This window comes from Tessaracoccus sp. MC1756 (genome assembly GCF_014164735.1).
Lineage (GTDB): Bacteria > Actinomycetota > Actinomycetes > Propionibacteriales > Propionibacteriaceae > Arachnia.
On sequence record NZ_JACJFZ010000001.1, the window covers coordinates 184969 to 198529 of the forward strand.

A 13561-nucleotide genomic window follows, 5' to 3' on the forward strand; every position below is an offset into this window, starting at 1 on the left:
TGTGAACCGCCCAGCCGGGCGGAGAGTCAGGAACTGGATCCCCACCACCCGATCGCCGGGACGCGACATCCCGGCCGAAAGGAATCCCCATGCACATCGCAGAGGGGATGCTGCCACCGCTGCATTGCGCAGCCTGGTTCGCAGCGTCCGCACCGTTCGTGATCCACGGCGCCGTCGCCGTGGTGCGGAGTTCACGCGAGCGTCCAGAGAACAAACTGCTCATCGCCGCCGTCGGTGCCTTCACGTTGGTGCTGAGCGCGCTCAAGCTGCCATCGGTGACCGGTTCGTCGTCGCATCCCACCGGTACCGGGTTGGGGGCCGCGGTGTTCGGCCCGCCCGTGATGGCGCTCATCGGCACGCTGGTGCTGCTCTTCCAGGCGCTGCTGTTGGCGCACGGGGGCCTCACGACACTCGGCGCCAACGTCTTCTCCTTCGCGGTGGCCGGCCCGTGGGCCGCCTACGGCGCCTTCCGCCTCGTCCGGGCCCTGCGCCCGCCGGCATGGCTGCCGGTGTGCTGCGCCATGTTCGTGGCCAACCTCACCACGTACCTGGTCACCTCCGCGCAGTTGGCGCTGGCGTTCCCCGACGCTGCGGGCGGCTTCGCTGCAGCCTTCGCCAAGTTCGCCACGGTGTTCGCGCTCACGCAGATCCCCCTCGCCGCGGCAGAGGGAGTGCTGGGCGTCCTGGTTTTCGGGTTTCTGGCGCGCGCCGCGCGCCCCGAACTGGTGCGCCTGGGCCTGCTCAGCGAGGGCGCCCATGTCTAGGGGTAGGTTCCGCACCTGGGAGCTGGTCACCGTCATCGCCATCATCGCCGCGCTGGTGGTGGGCTACCTCCTCGCGGTGGTCCTCGCTCCCGACGGCGCCACTTTCGAGGGAACGGATGCGACGGTGGGGGCGATGCTCCCCGCCGAGCCCTGGGCAGAGCCCCTCTTCTCGCCCGCCAGCTACGGGCCGGAGGTGGAGGCCGGCCTCTTCGCCATCCAGGCGGCTGTCGGGGGAGTCGTTCTCGGCTTCCTGCTGGGCCGCCTGACCCGTCGCGTCCCTCCCGACGCTACGGAGGAGTAGGGCCATGGCGCACTTGGCGACGGTCGACGACGCGGCCTGGGGGTCGCCGTGGCGCGCGCGTCCCGTCGGCATCAGGGTGGCGTTGTCGCTCGCCCTGGTCCTCACGGCACTGGTGACCCCGGCGTGGCCAGGGTCCGCGCTGGTGGCTGCGGTCGCCGTCGCGCTGATGCTGGGTTCCGCACGGATCCGGGCCTCCCTCGTGGCGCTCGTCACGGTGCCGCCGGTGGTCTTCATCGCCGTGGGGGTCCTTCCGCTCGCCGTGCAGGTGGGCGGCGCTGCCGTGCTCTCGTGGGCGCCCGACGGCGGGGCCAGGGCGCTGGATGTGCTGGCACACGGCGTCGCGGGCACGCTCGCCCTGCTGCTGCTGGTCACCACCACGACCATGGTGGACCTGCTCGCCTGGTGTCGCGGGTTGCGCATCCCGGCACCGCTGCTGGAGATCGCCGAGCTGATGTACCGGCTGGTGTTCGTGCTGCTGAGCACCGCCGTCGCTCTTCAGCAGGCGCAGCAGGCCAGACTGTCCGCCGACGCCCCGTTCACCCGCCGGCTGCGCTACGCCGCCGACGCCACCGGCACCGTCCTGCTGCGCACCTGGGACCGCGCCACGCGCCTGCAGCACGGCCTGGCGCTGCGCGGCTACGAGGAGGACCTGCCGACCCTGCGGCCCGCCCCGGGTGCTGCCGGGCTGAGCGTGCTGCGCGACGCCGCGCTCGTCGTCGGCATCTGGCTCGCCGTCTGGGCGGTGGCGTGATGCTGGTTGCCGAGGAGATCACGGTCGCCTACCCGGACCGGCCCGTGCTGTCCGGCGCGTCCATCCAGGTGGGGCGCGGGAAGGTGGCGCTGCTCGGCGCCAACGGGTCCGGGAAGACCACGCTCTTGCACGCGTTGGCCGGGGCCCTGGAACTGCGCTCCGGCAGGGTGCTCCTCGACGATCAGCCGCTGCAGCGGTCGCGCGCCGGGTTGCGCGCCCACCGTCGCCGCGTGCAGCTCGTGCTGCAGGACCCCGACGACCAGTTGTTCTCCGCCGACGTGCGCCAGGACGTGTCGTTCGGGCCGCTGAACCTGGGGCTGTCCGAGACCGACGCCGCAGTGCGGGTGGACGAGACGCTGCGGCAACTGGGCATCGCGCACCTCGCGGCGCGGCCGACGCATCGCCTCAGCTACGGCGAGCGGAAGCGGGTGGCGCTCGCGGGCGCCGTCGCGATGCGTCCCGACTACCTGTTGCTGGACGAACCCACCGCGGGCCTCGACCCCGAGGGTGTCCACGAACTGCTGGCCGCCCTGGACGGCCTGGACGCCGGGATCCTGCTGGCCACGCACCATGTGGCGTTCGCGCTGGCCTGGGCCGACGAGGTCGCCGTGGTGGTGGACGGTAACGTGCGGCAGGGGCCGGTGTCGCTGCTGAACGACGCGGCGCTGCTGACCGCCGCCCGGCTCCACCGTCCGTGGCCGCTCGAGCTCGCGGGTCGCCTCGGGTTGGCGGGCACCCCGAGACACCTCGACGACGTCACCGCACTGCTGGAGGCACGATGATCAACGACCCGCACTGCACCGTCCTCGGCCGCACCCCCGGCCTGCCGGAGGAGGTCTTCGAGCACGATGGGTTGATCACGAAGCGGACGCTGCGCGCAGGCGCGCTCGCGCACCTGCGGCCGATGCCGGGTGAGTTGCTGTGGGATCTGGGGGCCGGCGCTGGTTCGGTGGGCATCGAGTGGTGCCGCGCGGCGGAAGGTTGTCGCTGCGTCGGTGTGGAGCGGGTCGATCAGCGGGCTGACCGGGCGGAGGCCAACGCCAGGCGGTTGGCGCCGGCCGGAAGCTACACACTGGTCCGGGGCGCCGTCGAGGACGCGCTCGCCGAGCTGCCGGACCCCGACGCCGTGTTCATCGGCGGCGGCGCGACACCCGCCCTGGTGGAGCTGGCCATCGGCCGGCTGCCGGAGGGCGGCCGGATCGTCGTGCACGGCGTGACGGTCGAGGCCGAAGAGGTGTGTGTCGCGGCCCATCGACGGTGGGGTGGCGCGCTGGCGAGGGTCGGCGTCGAGCACGCCGAGCCGATCGGTCGCCTGCTGGGCTGGACCCCGGCGCGCACCGTCGTGACGTGGGCGCTGCAGCGATGAGCACGAAGGAACTGCGCAACCGGCCCGTCCTGGCCGTCCACACGGGCGACGGGAAGGGCAAGACCACCGCCGCCGTCGGCATGGCACTGCGCGCCTGGGCCCAGGGCTGGAGCGTGGGCGTCTACCAGTTCGTGAAGTCGGCCAAGTGGCGTACCGGGGAGCAGGCGGCGTTCGCGGCGCTGGCCGGCGACGTCACATGGGAGAAGATGGGCACCGGCTGGAGCTGGTCGCGGGCCCACACCGCCTCTGACCCGGAGACCGGGGCGCGCGAAGGATGGGCACGGATCCGCGAGGGCCTCGCCGAGGAGCGGCACCGCTTCTGGTTGCTGGACGAGTTCACCTACCCCATCGCCTGGGGCTGGGTGGATCTCGACGAGGTGCTCACCGTGCTCCACGAGCGCCCAGGCACGCAGCACGTGGTCATCACCGGTCGACGGTGCCCACAGCCGCTCATCGAGGCTGCGGATCTCGTCACCGAGATGGTGCCCGTGAAGCATCCCTTCACGCAGGGCCAGCGCGGGCAGGCGGGCATCGAATGGTGAGCCGGATCGTGGTGGCCGCACCGTCGTCGGGCAGCGGGAAGACCACCGTCGCGACGGGCCTGATGGCGGCCCTCCGGGCGCGCGGGCTGACGGTGTCGCCGTTCAAGGTGGGCCCGGACTACATCGACCCCGGCTACCACGGCCTCGCCACCGGGCGGCCCGGGCGCAACCTGGATCCGGTGCTGTGCGGCGAGGAGTTGATCGCGCCGCTGTTCAGGCACGGGGCCGAGGGGGCCGATGTCGCCGTGGTGGAGGGCGTGATGGGCCTCTTCGACGGTCGCCTGGGCACGAGGGGTGAGGGGTCGACGGCCCATGTCGCGAGGCTGCTCGACGCCCCCGTCGTGCTGGTGGTCGACGCCCGGCACACCTCGCGCACCGTCGGCGCGGTGGCGTTGGGGATGGCGCGCTTCGACCCCGCAATCCGCGTGGCGGGGGTGATCCTCAACCAGGTGGGCAGTGACCGCCACGCGACGGAGGCCCGGGCCGCCGTCGAGGAGGTGGGCCTGCCGGTGCTCGGCGTGCTGCCGCGCAACCTCGAGATCGAGGCGCCGTCGCGGCACCTCGGCCTGGTGCCGGCGGCGGAGCGCGACGACGCGAAGATCGCCGCCATGGGCGAGGCCGTGGCCGCGCACGTCGACCTCGACGCGGTGCTGGCGGTGGCCAGGACCGCAGCACCCCTGGGCGTGGTGCCGTGGCGCCCGGATCCGGGCTGCGTAGTGGAGGGCACGCCCACCATCGCCGTCGCGGGGGGCCGGGCCTTCACCTTCCGCTATCCCGAGACCGACGAGCTGCTCGCCGCCACGGGTTGCCGCGTCGTCGAGTTCGACCCCCTCCTCGACGACTCCCTCCCTGCTGGGACCCGCGGGCTCTGGCTCGGTGGTGGTTTCCCCGAGATGTATGCCGCCGAGTTGGCGGCCAATGCCACCCTGATGGGGGAGATCCGCGACTCCGTCCGCTCAGGCCTCCCCACCGTCGCCGAGTGCGCCGGCCTGCTGTACCTGTGCCGCAGCCTCGACGGCGTCCCCATGGCAGGCGCGATCGACGCCGACGCCGCGATGGCGCCCCGGCTCACCCTCGGGTACCGCACCGCCACCACGGAGCGGGCCTCGCTGCTGGGCCGCCCGGGGGAGGAGGTCACCGGCCACGAGTTCCACCGCACGCGGCTCCTCAACCGTCCAGCCGCCGGTCCCGCCTGGCTGCTCCCGGACCCCGACGGCGTTGCCACCGCCACGCTGCACGCGTCCTACCTCCACGTCCACTGGGCCGGCCACCCGCAACTCGCGGCCCGCTTCGCCGAGGCAGTGGGCGCATGACGGACCTGTGGCACCACGGCGACAAGGATCTCGCGCCGGGGCTCATCGACTTCGCCGTCAACGTCCGTCAGCCCCGCACCCCGGCGTGGCTGGTGGAGGCCATCATGCGCGACGCCGACTGGGCCGCCTACCCGGACCCGGAACCCGCCAGGCTCGCCATCGCGGAGCACCACGGCGTCGACCCCGCGATGGTGCTCCCGACGGCAGGCTCCGCCGAGGCCTTCACCCTCATCGCCCGCGCCGTCACCGGCTCCTCCCTGATCGTGCATCCGCAGTTCACCGAACCCGAGGCCGCTCTGCTGGCCGCCGGCCGCACACCCCAGCGCCACGTACTGACCCCCGAGACCGACTTTCAACTCGACCCCGGCGTCGTGCCGCCGGCCGACCTGATCGTGGTGGGCAACCCCACCAACCCGACGGCGGTGCTGCACTCCGCGGCTGACCTGGCCGCGCTGCGCGCCGGGGTGCTGGTGGTGGACGAGGCCTTCCTCGACGCCGTGCCCGGCCAACCCGAGACGCTCATCGCGCCCAGCATGCCCGGGCGGCTGGTGCTGCGCTCCTTGACGAAGACCTGGGCGCTGGCCGGTCTCCGCGCGGGCTACGTCGTCGGAGACCCCGCCCTCATCCGCGCCCTTGCGGAGCAGCAGCCGCCGTGGTCCGTCTCCACCCCGGCCATCCGGGCCACCCTCGCGTGCCTCACCCCGCGCGCCCGGGCGGAGGCGGCCGGGCTCGCGCGGGACGCCGCTGCCCATCGTCGCGACTTCGCCCGCCGCCTCACGGACCTCGGCCTGCGTCCAGTCCCGGGTGCCGCCCCGTTCGTGCTGGTCGACACCGTGAGCAATTGGATGGGGTCACGGTGCGACACGCCGAGGAAAACACCCCAAACCTCCGACGACCCCATCCAATTGCTCATGGAAGGGCCATGTCGAGCGCTGGCTCAGCGAGGCTTCGCCGTGCGGCGCGGGGAGACCTTCCCCGGGCTCGGCCCCTCCTGGCTGCGGCTCGCGGTGCGCACGCCGGACGTCCACGAACACCTGGTCGAGGCGCTGCGTCAGCTGGGGGTGGGCCGGTGACTCACCCACGCCAGGGCGTCCTCGACGCTCGCCACCTCGTCGGCCGCCGGCAGCTTGGGGCGCCGCAGCATGATCACCTCGGCCCCGTGCTCCTCGGCGACGGTCAGTTTGGCGTCAGTGGCCGCGCCTCCCGAGTCCTTGGTCACCACCACGCCGAACCCGTACCGGCGGAACAACTCCCGCTCGCCGCCGACCGTGAACGGCCCGCGGACAGTCAGCACCTCCCAGCCCGCCGGAAGGGTCTGGGAGGGAGCCTCCGCCACCCGCGCGACCACGCGATGCCCCGCCAGCGCCGGCACATAGTCGACGGTGTGCTGCCGCCCCACGGTGAGCAGCACCGTCCGCTCGCCCTCGGCAGCCGCAGCCGCGGCCTCGGGGTGCGAATCCAGCCAGCGCCACGTCGCTGCGAGGGGGTGCCCGCCCCAGCCGGGCCGCACCACGCGCAGCAGCGGCACCCCTGCCCGGGCGCAGGCGGCCACGGCGTTGGCCGACACGGTCGCGGCGAACGGATGCGTCGCATCCAGCACCGCCTCGACGCGGTGCTCCCGCAGGTACGACACCAAGCCCTCGGCGCCGCCGAACCCGCCGCGCCGGGTGTCGCCCACTGTCAAGGGGTCCTCCGTTCGCCCGGCCAACGAGAGCACGGCTCCGCTCCCTAGCGCGGCCGCCAACCGGCGCCCCTCCGCGGTGCCGCCCAGAATCAAGATCACCCCACCATCCAACCCGAAGGAAACCCATGTCGCTGCTCGACACCACACTCGCCGCCATCCAGCCCGTCTCCGCGGAGGCGTTGGCCGCCGCTGAGGAACGCCAGAACCAGCTGACCAAGCCGCCCGGCAGCCTCGGCCACCTGGAGACGGTGGGCAACCGGCTGGCGGCCATCGCCGGTGTCTGCCCGCCCCCGATCCCGGAGCCCGCGGTGATCGGCCTCTTCGCCGGCGACCACGGTGTCTGCGCGCAGGGTGTCAGCCCCTGGCCTCAGGAGGTCACGGTGCAGATGATGCTCAACATAGGAGCCGGTGGCGCGGCCATCAACGCCCTCGCCCGCCAGGCCGGGGCCACCGTCTGGGTCACCAACGTCGGCGTCGCCAACGACGCGCCCGAGCACCCCGCCATCCGGAACCGCCGCGTGCGCCCCGGCACCGCCGACTTCACGGAGGGACCCGCCATGACGCTCGACGAGGCCCGCGCCGCGGTCGAGGTGGGCATCGAGACAGCCCTCGAGGCCATCGACGGCGGGGCGAAGTGCCTGCTCACCGGCGAGATGGGCATCGGCAACACCACGCCGTCGAGCGCCCTGATCTCCGTGTTCACCGGCACCGGCGCCGCCACTGTCACCGGCCGCGGCGCAGGCGCCGACGACGAGATGCTGAACCGCAAGGTGGACGTCATCGAGCGCGGCATCGCGCTCCACCGCCCCGACTCCACTGACGCGCTGGGCACGGTCGCCGCCATCGGCGGGCTCGAGCAGGCCGCCATCGCGGGGTTCATCCTGGGCGCCGCCTCGCGTCGGGTGCCGGTCATCCTCGACGGTGTCATCGCGTGCTCCGCGGCCTGCGTCGCGGTCGCCTTCAACGACGACGTGCGCGGCTACCTCGTCTCCGGCCATGCCGGTGCCGAGCCGGGCATCCAGGCCGCCGTCACGCACCTCGGCCTGCGCCCGCTCGTCGACCTCGGCCTCCGCCTCGGCGAAGGGTCCGGCGCCGCCGTCGCGCTGCCCATGGTCCAGGCGGCCGCCCGTATCCTGAGCGAGATGGCGACCTTCGCCAGCGCAGGCGTCTCGGAGGGCTGATGCAGTTCACAGGTGGTGGCACCGCGTTGGTGCTGGGTGGGGCCCGCTCGGGCAAGTCGACCTGGGCCGAGGCCCAGTTCGCGGGAGTCGCCGATGTGGAGTACGTGGCCACCTCCGAGCTGCGCGACGGCGACACCGAGTGGGCGCACCGCGTGGCCCTCCACCGTGAGCGCAGGCCCGGCACCTGGCGCACCACGGAGACCCTCGACATCGCCTCGGTCATCGGGGCCGACGACGAGGCGCCGGTCCTGGTGGACTGCGTCGCCGTCTGGTTCGACCGCGTCCTCTTCGAGGCCGGGGCCTGGGACGACGCGCCCGGCTGGCGCGACACCGTCGCGGCCCGGACGGTGTCGCTGGTCGAGGCGGTGCGCACCACCCGCCGTACCGTGATCCTCGTCAGCAACGAGGTGGGCCTGGGCGTGGTCCCCGCAACCGCCTCCGGGCGCCTCTACCGCGACGAGCTGGGCCGCCTGAACGCCAGCCTCGCGACGGCCGTCGACGAGGTCTGGTTCTGCGTGGCCGGCATCGCGAAGCGGTGGGCATGAGTCCGCTCGGCGCGGCCACGGGGCTGTTCACCATCATCCCCGTGCGCGCGTTCGAGGTGGACCGCCGGCTCGCTGCCCGCGCCATGGCCGCCTTCCCCTGGCTGGGGCTGCTGATCGGCGCCGCCGGGGGCGTGGTCGTGTTCGGCGCCTGGCACCTCGCCGGCCCGTTCCTGGGGGCCATGCTCGGCCTTGCGCTCCTCGCCGGGGTCACCGGCGCGATGCACCTCGACGGGGTGGCCGACACCGCCGACGGCCTCGGCTCCCGCCGCCCACCGGCGGAGGCGCTGGTGATCATGCGCCGCTCCGACATCGGCCCCATGGGGGTGGCCACCCTCGTCCTCGTGCTGCTCATCGACGCCGCCGCCCTCGCCTCCATGCCCACCCCCTTGCTGGGCGGGGTGGCGCTGGCGTCCGCAGCCGCCGCGGGTCGGCTGGGCATCACCGTGGCGAGCGTCTCCCCACTGTCGGCGCGGCAGCAGGGCTTCGGGGCGCTCTTCGTCGGCGTCACCAGGTTCAGCACCGCGGCGATCACCCTGGTCGCCGTCGCCGGCGTCGTCCTCGGTGGCGCCTGGTGGGCCGGCGGCTACCAGACGCTGCTCGCCGCAGCGATCGGCCTGGCGGCCGCCGCGCTCGTCGGGGCGCTGTGGAGCCGGCACCTCCTGACCCGGCTCGGGGGCTGGACCGGCGACACCTTCGGCTCGCTGATCGAGGTCATCCAGACGGTGTTCCTCGTGGCGTTCGCGCTGGCCGCCTGAGGTCGATCGCGTCCACCTCCGTCAGCGGCCCTGCCACGTCCGCCGCGTCGTAGCGCAGCAGGCTGAGCCGGGTCACGGGCAGCGTGATCGACGGCGACTCCCACCCGGCGGCCCGCCCCGCCAACCCGCTCAGCGGCGCCGACACGGAGTACAGCCCGATGGTCACGTGCGGCACGTACGGCCGCCGCCGGTCCTCCCGGAGCGCCCGGGCCACGGCCTGCAACTCGGGGGCCTCCGCGCGCAGGTACGGCACCATCTGGAACGTGTCCCAGCCGCCGATCCGCACCTCGAACGGCGCCAGGCCCAACGCCTCGACGGCGGCCCGGTCCGCGTCGATCCGCTCGTGGGTGTACGGCTCATCCTCCGGGGTGGCGCCGGGCTTCGGCACCGGCCCGCCGTAGCCGACGGTGATGTGCGGCTGGCGGTCATAGCGCGGCAGCAGCACGTCGGCCCAGTGGGCGCGGGCGGAGTCGACGGCGGCGCGCACGTCGTCGACATCGGCCAGCACGGCCCAGATCAGGGCGTGGTCCGCGCCGCCGCGCCACTGGGTGAAGTCGCGGTCGTGGCATGCGATGGAATGCAGGGTCACTTCGGCGGTTCGCCGCCCTGCGGCCAGTTGCCCTTGAGGACCTCGGCGCCCTGCACCAGGTCCTCAAGGCCCCGGGCGAGATCCAGGGCCGGGGCGCCCCGCAGGGCCCCGTCGAGGTCGCGGCCCAGGTGGGAGGTGGCCCGCTTCACCTGAGCGATGGCCCGGCGCGTGCGGGCGAACAGGTGCCCCGCATCCCGGATGGCCAGCATGTCGATGTGGGCGGCGGCGGCCTTCAGGGACTCCGCGCAGAGGAAGAAGGTGGCGCGGTGAAGCAGCGCGGCCTGCCCGAGGTACTCCGCCGACGCGCGTGTGACCGCCGCGTACTCCTGCAGTGCGCCGGCCTGGGTGTCCGCCGCCGTGCGGTACGCCTGGGCGGCCTCGCCCTGCCAGGTACCGGAATCCTGCAACTCCCGGGCGGTGCGCAGGGCCTCGTCGAGGTGGTCCGCCTGTGCCAGCACTTCGCCCTGCTGCGTCTCCAGCCGGGCGGGGACGGGGGAATGGGGGGTGAGCCGTTCGTCCACGGCGGTGCGCAGTTCTGCCACGGCCTCCTCAAGATCTGCCCGGGCGGCGCGTTCGCCGTCTGCCACGAGGTAGCCGATCACCGTCTGCATCTCCGGGTGGTGGCGGGCGATCTCCGCCACGGCGTCGCGGCTCTGCCGCAGGTCCGCGTCCAGCACCCGCTGGGCCGAGTGTCGCAGCCTCCAGGTGGCGTCGCGCACGGCATCAAAATCCGCCTTCGGGGCGGTGGCGTCGGCGTCCTGCTGCCGCAGCTGGCTGGCCTGCACTTGCGCCAGCCTCATCACGAGCGTCCGGGTGGTCATGCCTCCAGCCCTTCCGTGCGCCGCAGTTCCGCGATTCCCTCATCGTCGGCGCGGCCGTACTGGGCGGCCGTCACGTGCAGCCGCTCCGCCATCGCCTCGAACTCGTCCATGGCGCCGGTGCGCCAGGCGTCCAGCTGTTGGCTGAGGACGTGCTGGGCCCGCTCCGCGTCCTTGAACAGCCCCATCCCAGCCTCGGGGTGCCGCGACAGACCGGCCACCCGCTCCGCCAGCTCAGACCAGCGTTCCCCCAGCCAGTGCAACTCCGCAGGGTCCGCCTCGAACCCGTCGAGCGGCTCCGACGCCGGCGCCACCGCCACCGCCACCGCCACCGCCACCGCACGGCCGAGGTCTGCGGTCTCGCTGGCCACCATCGCCAGCCCCGCCACCTCGCCGGCCCGCTCGACGGGGGGCTCAGCCTCCGCGGCCGCCGCGGGTTCGACACCGGGGCCGCCGCCGCTTGCGAGGGGAGCAGGCCCCGCGCCACCGCCGATGCCGCCGGCGCCGCCGCCTCCGCTCTGGCGTGAGAGGGCCGTGGCATCGCCGGGGACGCCGGCTGCCGCCGGGGCCGACGCTGGGACCGACAGGGGCCCGGCGCCCGGGTCCGCGACCCGCCCGCCTGCTCCAAGGCCGCCTGCGGGGCCGCCTGCACCACCAGCGGCGCCGCCGGCGCCGCCCATCATCATGGGAGGCATCATCCCCGGGGAGGCGGCCCCGGCCATGCCGGCCTGGGCACCGCGGTGGGGGTTGATGCTGGTCTCAATGAGGTCTGCGGCGGCGAGGATGTCGTCGTCCTCGGCGCGGACGCCGCCCACCTGGGAGCGGGTCACGCGGAACGCGAGTTGGTCCCAGAGTTCCTCGTCGCTGCTCATGCTGGGTCCCTTCCGGTCAGCATCCGGCGCAGGCCGGCCATCAGAATCTCATGCTCGCGCGTGATGGAGGCCAGTTCGCCGGCGGTGTCGGCGGGGGGAGCGTAGCGGGCGTAGGCCTGCTGGGCGAGCCTCAACACGCCGTCGTTGATCTCGCGGACATCGGCCTCATCCAGCCAGTCCTCGTCGAATTCGACGGCCACCAGGTGACCCTGCTCGTCCAGCCGCACGCCCAGGGCGCCCTCTTGGACCACGCTCACGGGCTCCGACCCAGCGGGCGGCTGCTCGAGGTGCCGCCGGGCCGCGGCCTGCCAGCGTCGGTTGACGTTCTCCAAGGCCAACTGGAACGTGGTGAACGGATCTGGGCCGAAGCGCCAGAGACCGGAGAAGTGCACGCCGTCGAGATTCGGCTCCGGGAGCTCTTCGGGCTCCGCGACGCGGATCCGCGCGGCGGCCAACACTGCCGCGAAAGCACTGCCGAGCGTGCGGTGCTCGCCGAGCTTGCGGTGCCAGATGGGGGAGACCGAGACCCTGACCAGACGGCCGTCCTCGAACCACAGTCGCACGATCCGCTGCGGATCCGCGATGGAGTTGGCGGCGTCCTCCTCCGCTACCTCGTCTGAAGGGTCGGCGACGTGGACCGGCGCGAGCGGGTCGAAGTCGTCGTCCAGGAGGCCGTCCATGGGCCCAGCTTGCCAAACTTCGAGGTCACTCGGTGACCCGCTCGTAGGCGGGAACTCCAAGACCCCCGCCCGGGAAGCCCGGACGGGGGTCTGATGGCGGAGGATACGAGATTCGAACTCGTGAGGGCGTTAACCCAACCCGCTTTCCAAGCGAGCGCCATAGGCCTCTAGGCGAATCCTCCAGGGAGAAACTTACCGGAGTTGCGCGCCCTGCCTCAAATCCGGCCGAAAAGCAGCGACGGCGCGCCCTGGCGGGCGCGCCGTCGAAGTGCCTGGTGAAGGGTGGATCAGTTGTACACGATCACCTTGTCGCCCACGCGGGCGATGTCGAAGAAGCGCTCCATTTGAGCGTAGTCACGCACGTTGACGCACCCACCGGAGCCGCCGCTGTAGCCCACGCGGGCGAAGTTGGCGGAGTAGTGGATGGCGATGCCGCCGTCGAAGAAGAGCGCGAACGGCATGTCCACCTTGTAGATGCTGGAGAAGTGGTCACGCGACTTCCAGCCGATCTTGAAGGCGCCGTTGCGGGTGGGCGTGGCGGTCCTGCCGAAGCGCACGTCGACGATGGTCTGCACCTTGCCGTTGATCACCCAAGCCATCTTGTCCTGGCCCTTCGAGACGCAGAACGCACGGCCGGTCATGCAGCGCTGATCCAGCCGGAATCCGGACTGCACGAGCGGGTGCGTGACGACGGGCACCGGGGCGGTGGGGTACGGCACACCTGCCGGGCGGGGGTTGGTGGCCGGGATGCTCTTCACCCACGGGCTGTACTGGCTGTCGAACTTGACGATGCCGTTGAACACCCAGTCTGTCTTCTGCGTCACCTGGCCGGTGGCCACCGACGCGGTGGTGGCGACGGCGTAGCTGCGGCAGGCGCCGCGGCCGGTGGCTGCGGTGTCGCACTCGGAGCGCCACTTGCGGCCGTCCGTGGCGGTCCACTCGCCGGTGCTACCCAACGGGTTGTTGGCCCACACGGAGCGCGGGGACGGCAGGTAGGTCAGGTTGTTGAACACCCACGCGTTCTGCGTGAACCACTGGCCGTCCTTCTGGAAGACCGTGGAAGCGTAGATGCTGGTGCGGCACCGCACGGTCGTCGAGGAGTACATCTCGCACGAGGTGTACCAGTAGCGCCCGGCCACCAGGTGGTAGCCCGGGGTGACGTAGACGGCCTGCTCGGGTGTCAGCTTCGGCTGTACCGCGGGCGTGGGCGTCGGGGTGGGTGTGGGGGAGGCCGCCAGCGGTGGCAGTTCCCCCGGCGGGGTGGGGTTGATTTCTTCGGCAGTCGCGAACGGCGCGACCAGTGTCATCGCCAAGGCGGCGACTGCGACCCCCAACAGCTTCTTACGCATTTCGAGCTTCCTCCCAGGCAAACATCGTTGCCAATCGTAAACGGCGCCGCG

The 13561-nt window shown here is 72.9% G+C and carries 13 protein-coding genes, 1 tRNA gene and 2 pseudogenes; 9 read left to right on the forward strand and 7 right to left on the reverse strand.

Going from position 1 to position 13561, the window contains the following annotated elements:
* The first annotated feature begins 89 nt into the window (after positions 1-89).
* From H5393_RS00835 to H5393_RS00865, 7 genes and pseudogenes are all read left to right on the forward strand, one after another.
* Positions 90-764, forward strand: a complete 675-nt coding sequence (locus H5393_RS00835; protein WP_182765147.1) for an energy-coupling factor ABC transporter permease — start codon at positions 90-92, stop codon at positions 762-764.
* Entirely contained in the window at positions 757-1065 is a 309-nt protein-coding gene (locus H5393_RS00840) for an energy-coupling factor ABC transporter substrate-binding protein (protein WP_182765148.1), read from the forward strand. The genes H5393_RS00835 and H5393_RS00840 overlap by 8 nt, the downstream gene beginning before the upstream one ends.
* Before the next feature lie 4 nt (positions 1066-1069).
* Complete coding sequence (gene cbiQ / locus H5393_RS00845) at positions 1070-1816, forward strand: cobalt ECF transporter T component CbiQ (protein WP_182764076.1); 747 nt, start codon at positions 1070-1072, stop codon at positions 1814-1816.
* Positions 1801-2598, forward strand: coding sequence for an energy-coupling factor ABC transporter ATP-binding protein (locus H5393_RS00850; RefSeq protein ID WP_370585933.1), 798 nt, complete (start codon positions 1801-1803; stop codon positions 2596-2598). The genes cbiQ and H5393_RS00850 overlap by 16 nt, the downstream gene beginning before the upstream one ends.
* The gene (cbiT, locus tag H5393_RS00855; RefSeq protein ID WP_182764075.1) at positions 2595-3182 is read left to right on the forward strand and encodes a precorrin-6Y C5,15-methyltransferase (decarboxylating) subunit CbiT; all 588 of its coding nucleotides are present in this window, start codon (positions 2595-2597) and stop codon (positions 3180-3182) included. Before H5393_RS00850 ends, cbiT begins: the two co-directional genes overlap by 4 nt.
* Positions 3179-3724 (forward strand): cob(I)yrinic acid a,c-diamide adenosyltransferase, encoded by a 546-nt coding sequence (gene cobO, locus H5393_RS00860; RefSeq protein WP_182764074.1) that lies wholly within the window; start codon positions 3179-3181, stop codon positions 3722-3724. Before cbiT ends, cobO begins: the two co-directional genes overlap by 4 nt.
* A pseudogene (locus H5393_RS00865) lies at positions 3718-6110 on the forward strand (cobyrinate a,c-diamide synthase). The gene cobO and the pseudogene H5393_RS00865 overlap by 7 nt, the downstream one beginning before the upstream one ends.
* Here H5393_RS00865 and H5393_RS00870 read toward each other — a convergent pair.
* Complete coding sequence (locus H5393_RS00870; protein ID WP_182765149.1) at positions 6089-6820, reverse strand: cobalt-precorrin-6A reductase; 732 nt, start codon at positions 6818-6820, stop codon at positions 6089-6091. The pseudogene H5393_RS00865 and the gene H5393_RS00870 overlap by 22 nt on opposite strands.
* A 26-nt stretch (positions 6821-6846) precedes the next feature.
* Between H5393_RS00870 and cobT the strand changes: the two are divergent.
* Together cobT and H5393_RS00885 are read left to right on the forward strand one after the other, a co-directional pair.
* Positions 6847-8447: pseudogene (cobT, locus tag H5393_RS00875) on the forward strand (nicotinate-nucleotide--dimethylbenzimidazole phosphoribosyltransferase).
* Positions 8444-9202, forward strand: a complete 759-nt coding sequence (locus H5393_RS00885; RefSeq protein ID WP_182765151.1) for an adenosylcobinamide-GDP ribazoletransferase — start codon at positions 8444-8446, stop codon at positions 9200-9202. The pseudogene cobT and the gene H5393_RS00885 overlap by 4 nt, the downstream one beginning before the upstream one ends.
* Here the strand turns inward: H5393_RS00885 and H5393_RS00890 are convergent.
* From H5393_RS00890 to H5393_RS14285, 6 genes are all read right to left on the reverse strand, one after another.
* Positions 9159-9791: a 2'-5' RNA ligase family protein gene (locus tag H5393_RS00890; protein WP_182765152.1), complete on the reverse strand. Its 633-nt coding sequence runs from the start codon at positions 9789-9791 to the stop codon at positions 9159-9161. The two genes, H5393_RS00885 and H5393_RS00890, sit on opposite strands and share 44 nt — an antisense overlap.
* A complete protein-coding gene (locus H5393_RS00895) occupies positions 9788-10612 on the reverse strand; it encodes a hypothetical protein (protein ID WP_182765153.1) in 825 nt (274 codons plus the stop codon). The genes H5393_RS00890 and H5393_RS00895 overlap by 4 nt, the downstream gene beginning before the upstream one ends.
* Positions 10609-11481 (reverse strand): hypothetical protein, encoded by an 873-nt coding sequence (locus H5393_RS00900; RefSeq protein ID WP_182765154.1) that lies wholly within the window; start codon positions 11479-11481, stop codon positions 10609-10611. Before H5393_RS00900 ends, H5393_RS00895 begins: the two co-directional genes overlap by 4 nt.
* Positions 11478-12161 carry a hypothetical protein gene (locus H5393_RS00905; RefSeq protein WP_182765155.1) on the reverse strand — a complete coding sequence of 228 codons (684 nt, stop codon included), beginning with the start codon at positions 12159-12161 and terminating at the stop codon, positions 11478-11480. Before H5393_RS00905 ends, H5393_RS00900 begins: the two co-directional genes overlap by 4 nt.
* A 94-nt stretch (positions 12162-12255) precedes the next feature.
* Positions 12256-12343, reverse strand: a tRNA-Ser gene (locus H5393_RS00910).
* Between the two features lie 105 nt (positions 12344-12448).
* A complete protein-coding gene (locus H5393_RS14285) occupies positions 12449-13510 on the reverse strand; it encodes a L,D-transpeptidase (RefSeq protein WP_209455120.1) in 1062 nt (353 codons plus the stop codon).
* Positions 13511-13561: the final 51 nt, after the last annotated feature.

Bases quoted from the DNA above. Each gene is read 5' to 3' on its own strand.
- H5393_RS00835 (WP_182765147.1), top strand. From the start codon at position 90: ATGCACATCGCAGAGGGGATGCTGCCACCGCTGCATTGCGCAGCCTGG.
- H5393_RS00840 (WP_182765148.1), top strand. From the start codon at position 757: ATGTCTAGGGGTAGGTTCCGCACCTGGGAGCTGGTCACCGTCATCGCC.
- cbiQ (WP_182764076.1), top strand. From the start codon at position 1,070: ATGGCGCACTTGGCGACGGTCGACGACGCGGCCTGGGGGTCGCCGTGG.
- cbiT (WP_182764075.1), top strand. From the start codon at position 2,595: ATGATCAACGACCCGCACTGCACCGTCCTCGGCCGCACCCCCGGCCTG.
- cobO (WP_182764074.1), top strand. From the start codon at position 3,179: ATGAGCACGAAGGAACTGCGCAACCGGCCCGTCCTGGCCGTCCACACG.
- H5393_RS00885 (WP_182765151.1), top strand. From the start codon at position 8,444: ATGAGTCCGCTCGGCGCGGCCACGGGGCTGTTCACCATCATCCCCGTG.
- H5393_RS00895 (WP_182765153.1), bottom strand. From the start codon at position 10,612: ATGACCACCCGGACGCTCGTGATGAGGCTGGCGCAAGTGCAGGCCAGC.
- H5393_RS00900 (WP_182765154.1), bottom strand. From the start codon at position 11,481: ATGAGCAGCGACGAGGAACTCTGGGACCAACTCGCGTTCCGCGTGACC.
- H5393_RS00905 (WP_182765155.1), bottom strand. From the start codon at position 12,161: ATGGACGGCCTCCTGGACGACGACTTCGACCCGCTCGCGCCGGTCCAC.
- H5393_RS14285 (WP_209455120.1), bottom strand. From the start codon at position 13,510: ATGCGTAAGAAGCTGTTGGGGGTCGCAGTCGCCGCCTTGGCGATGACA.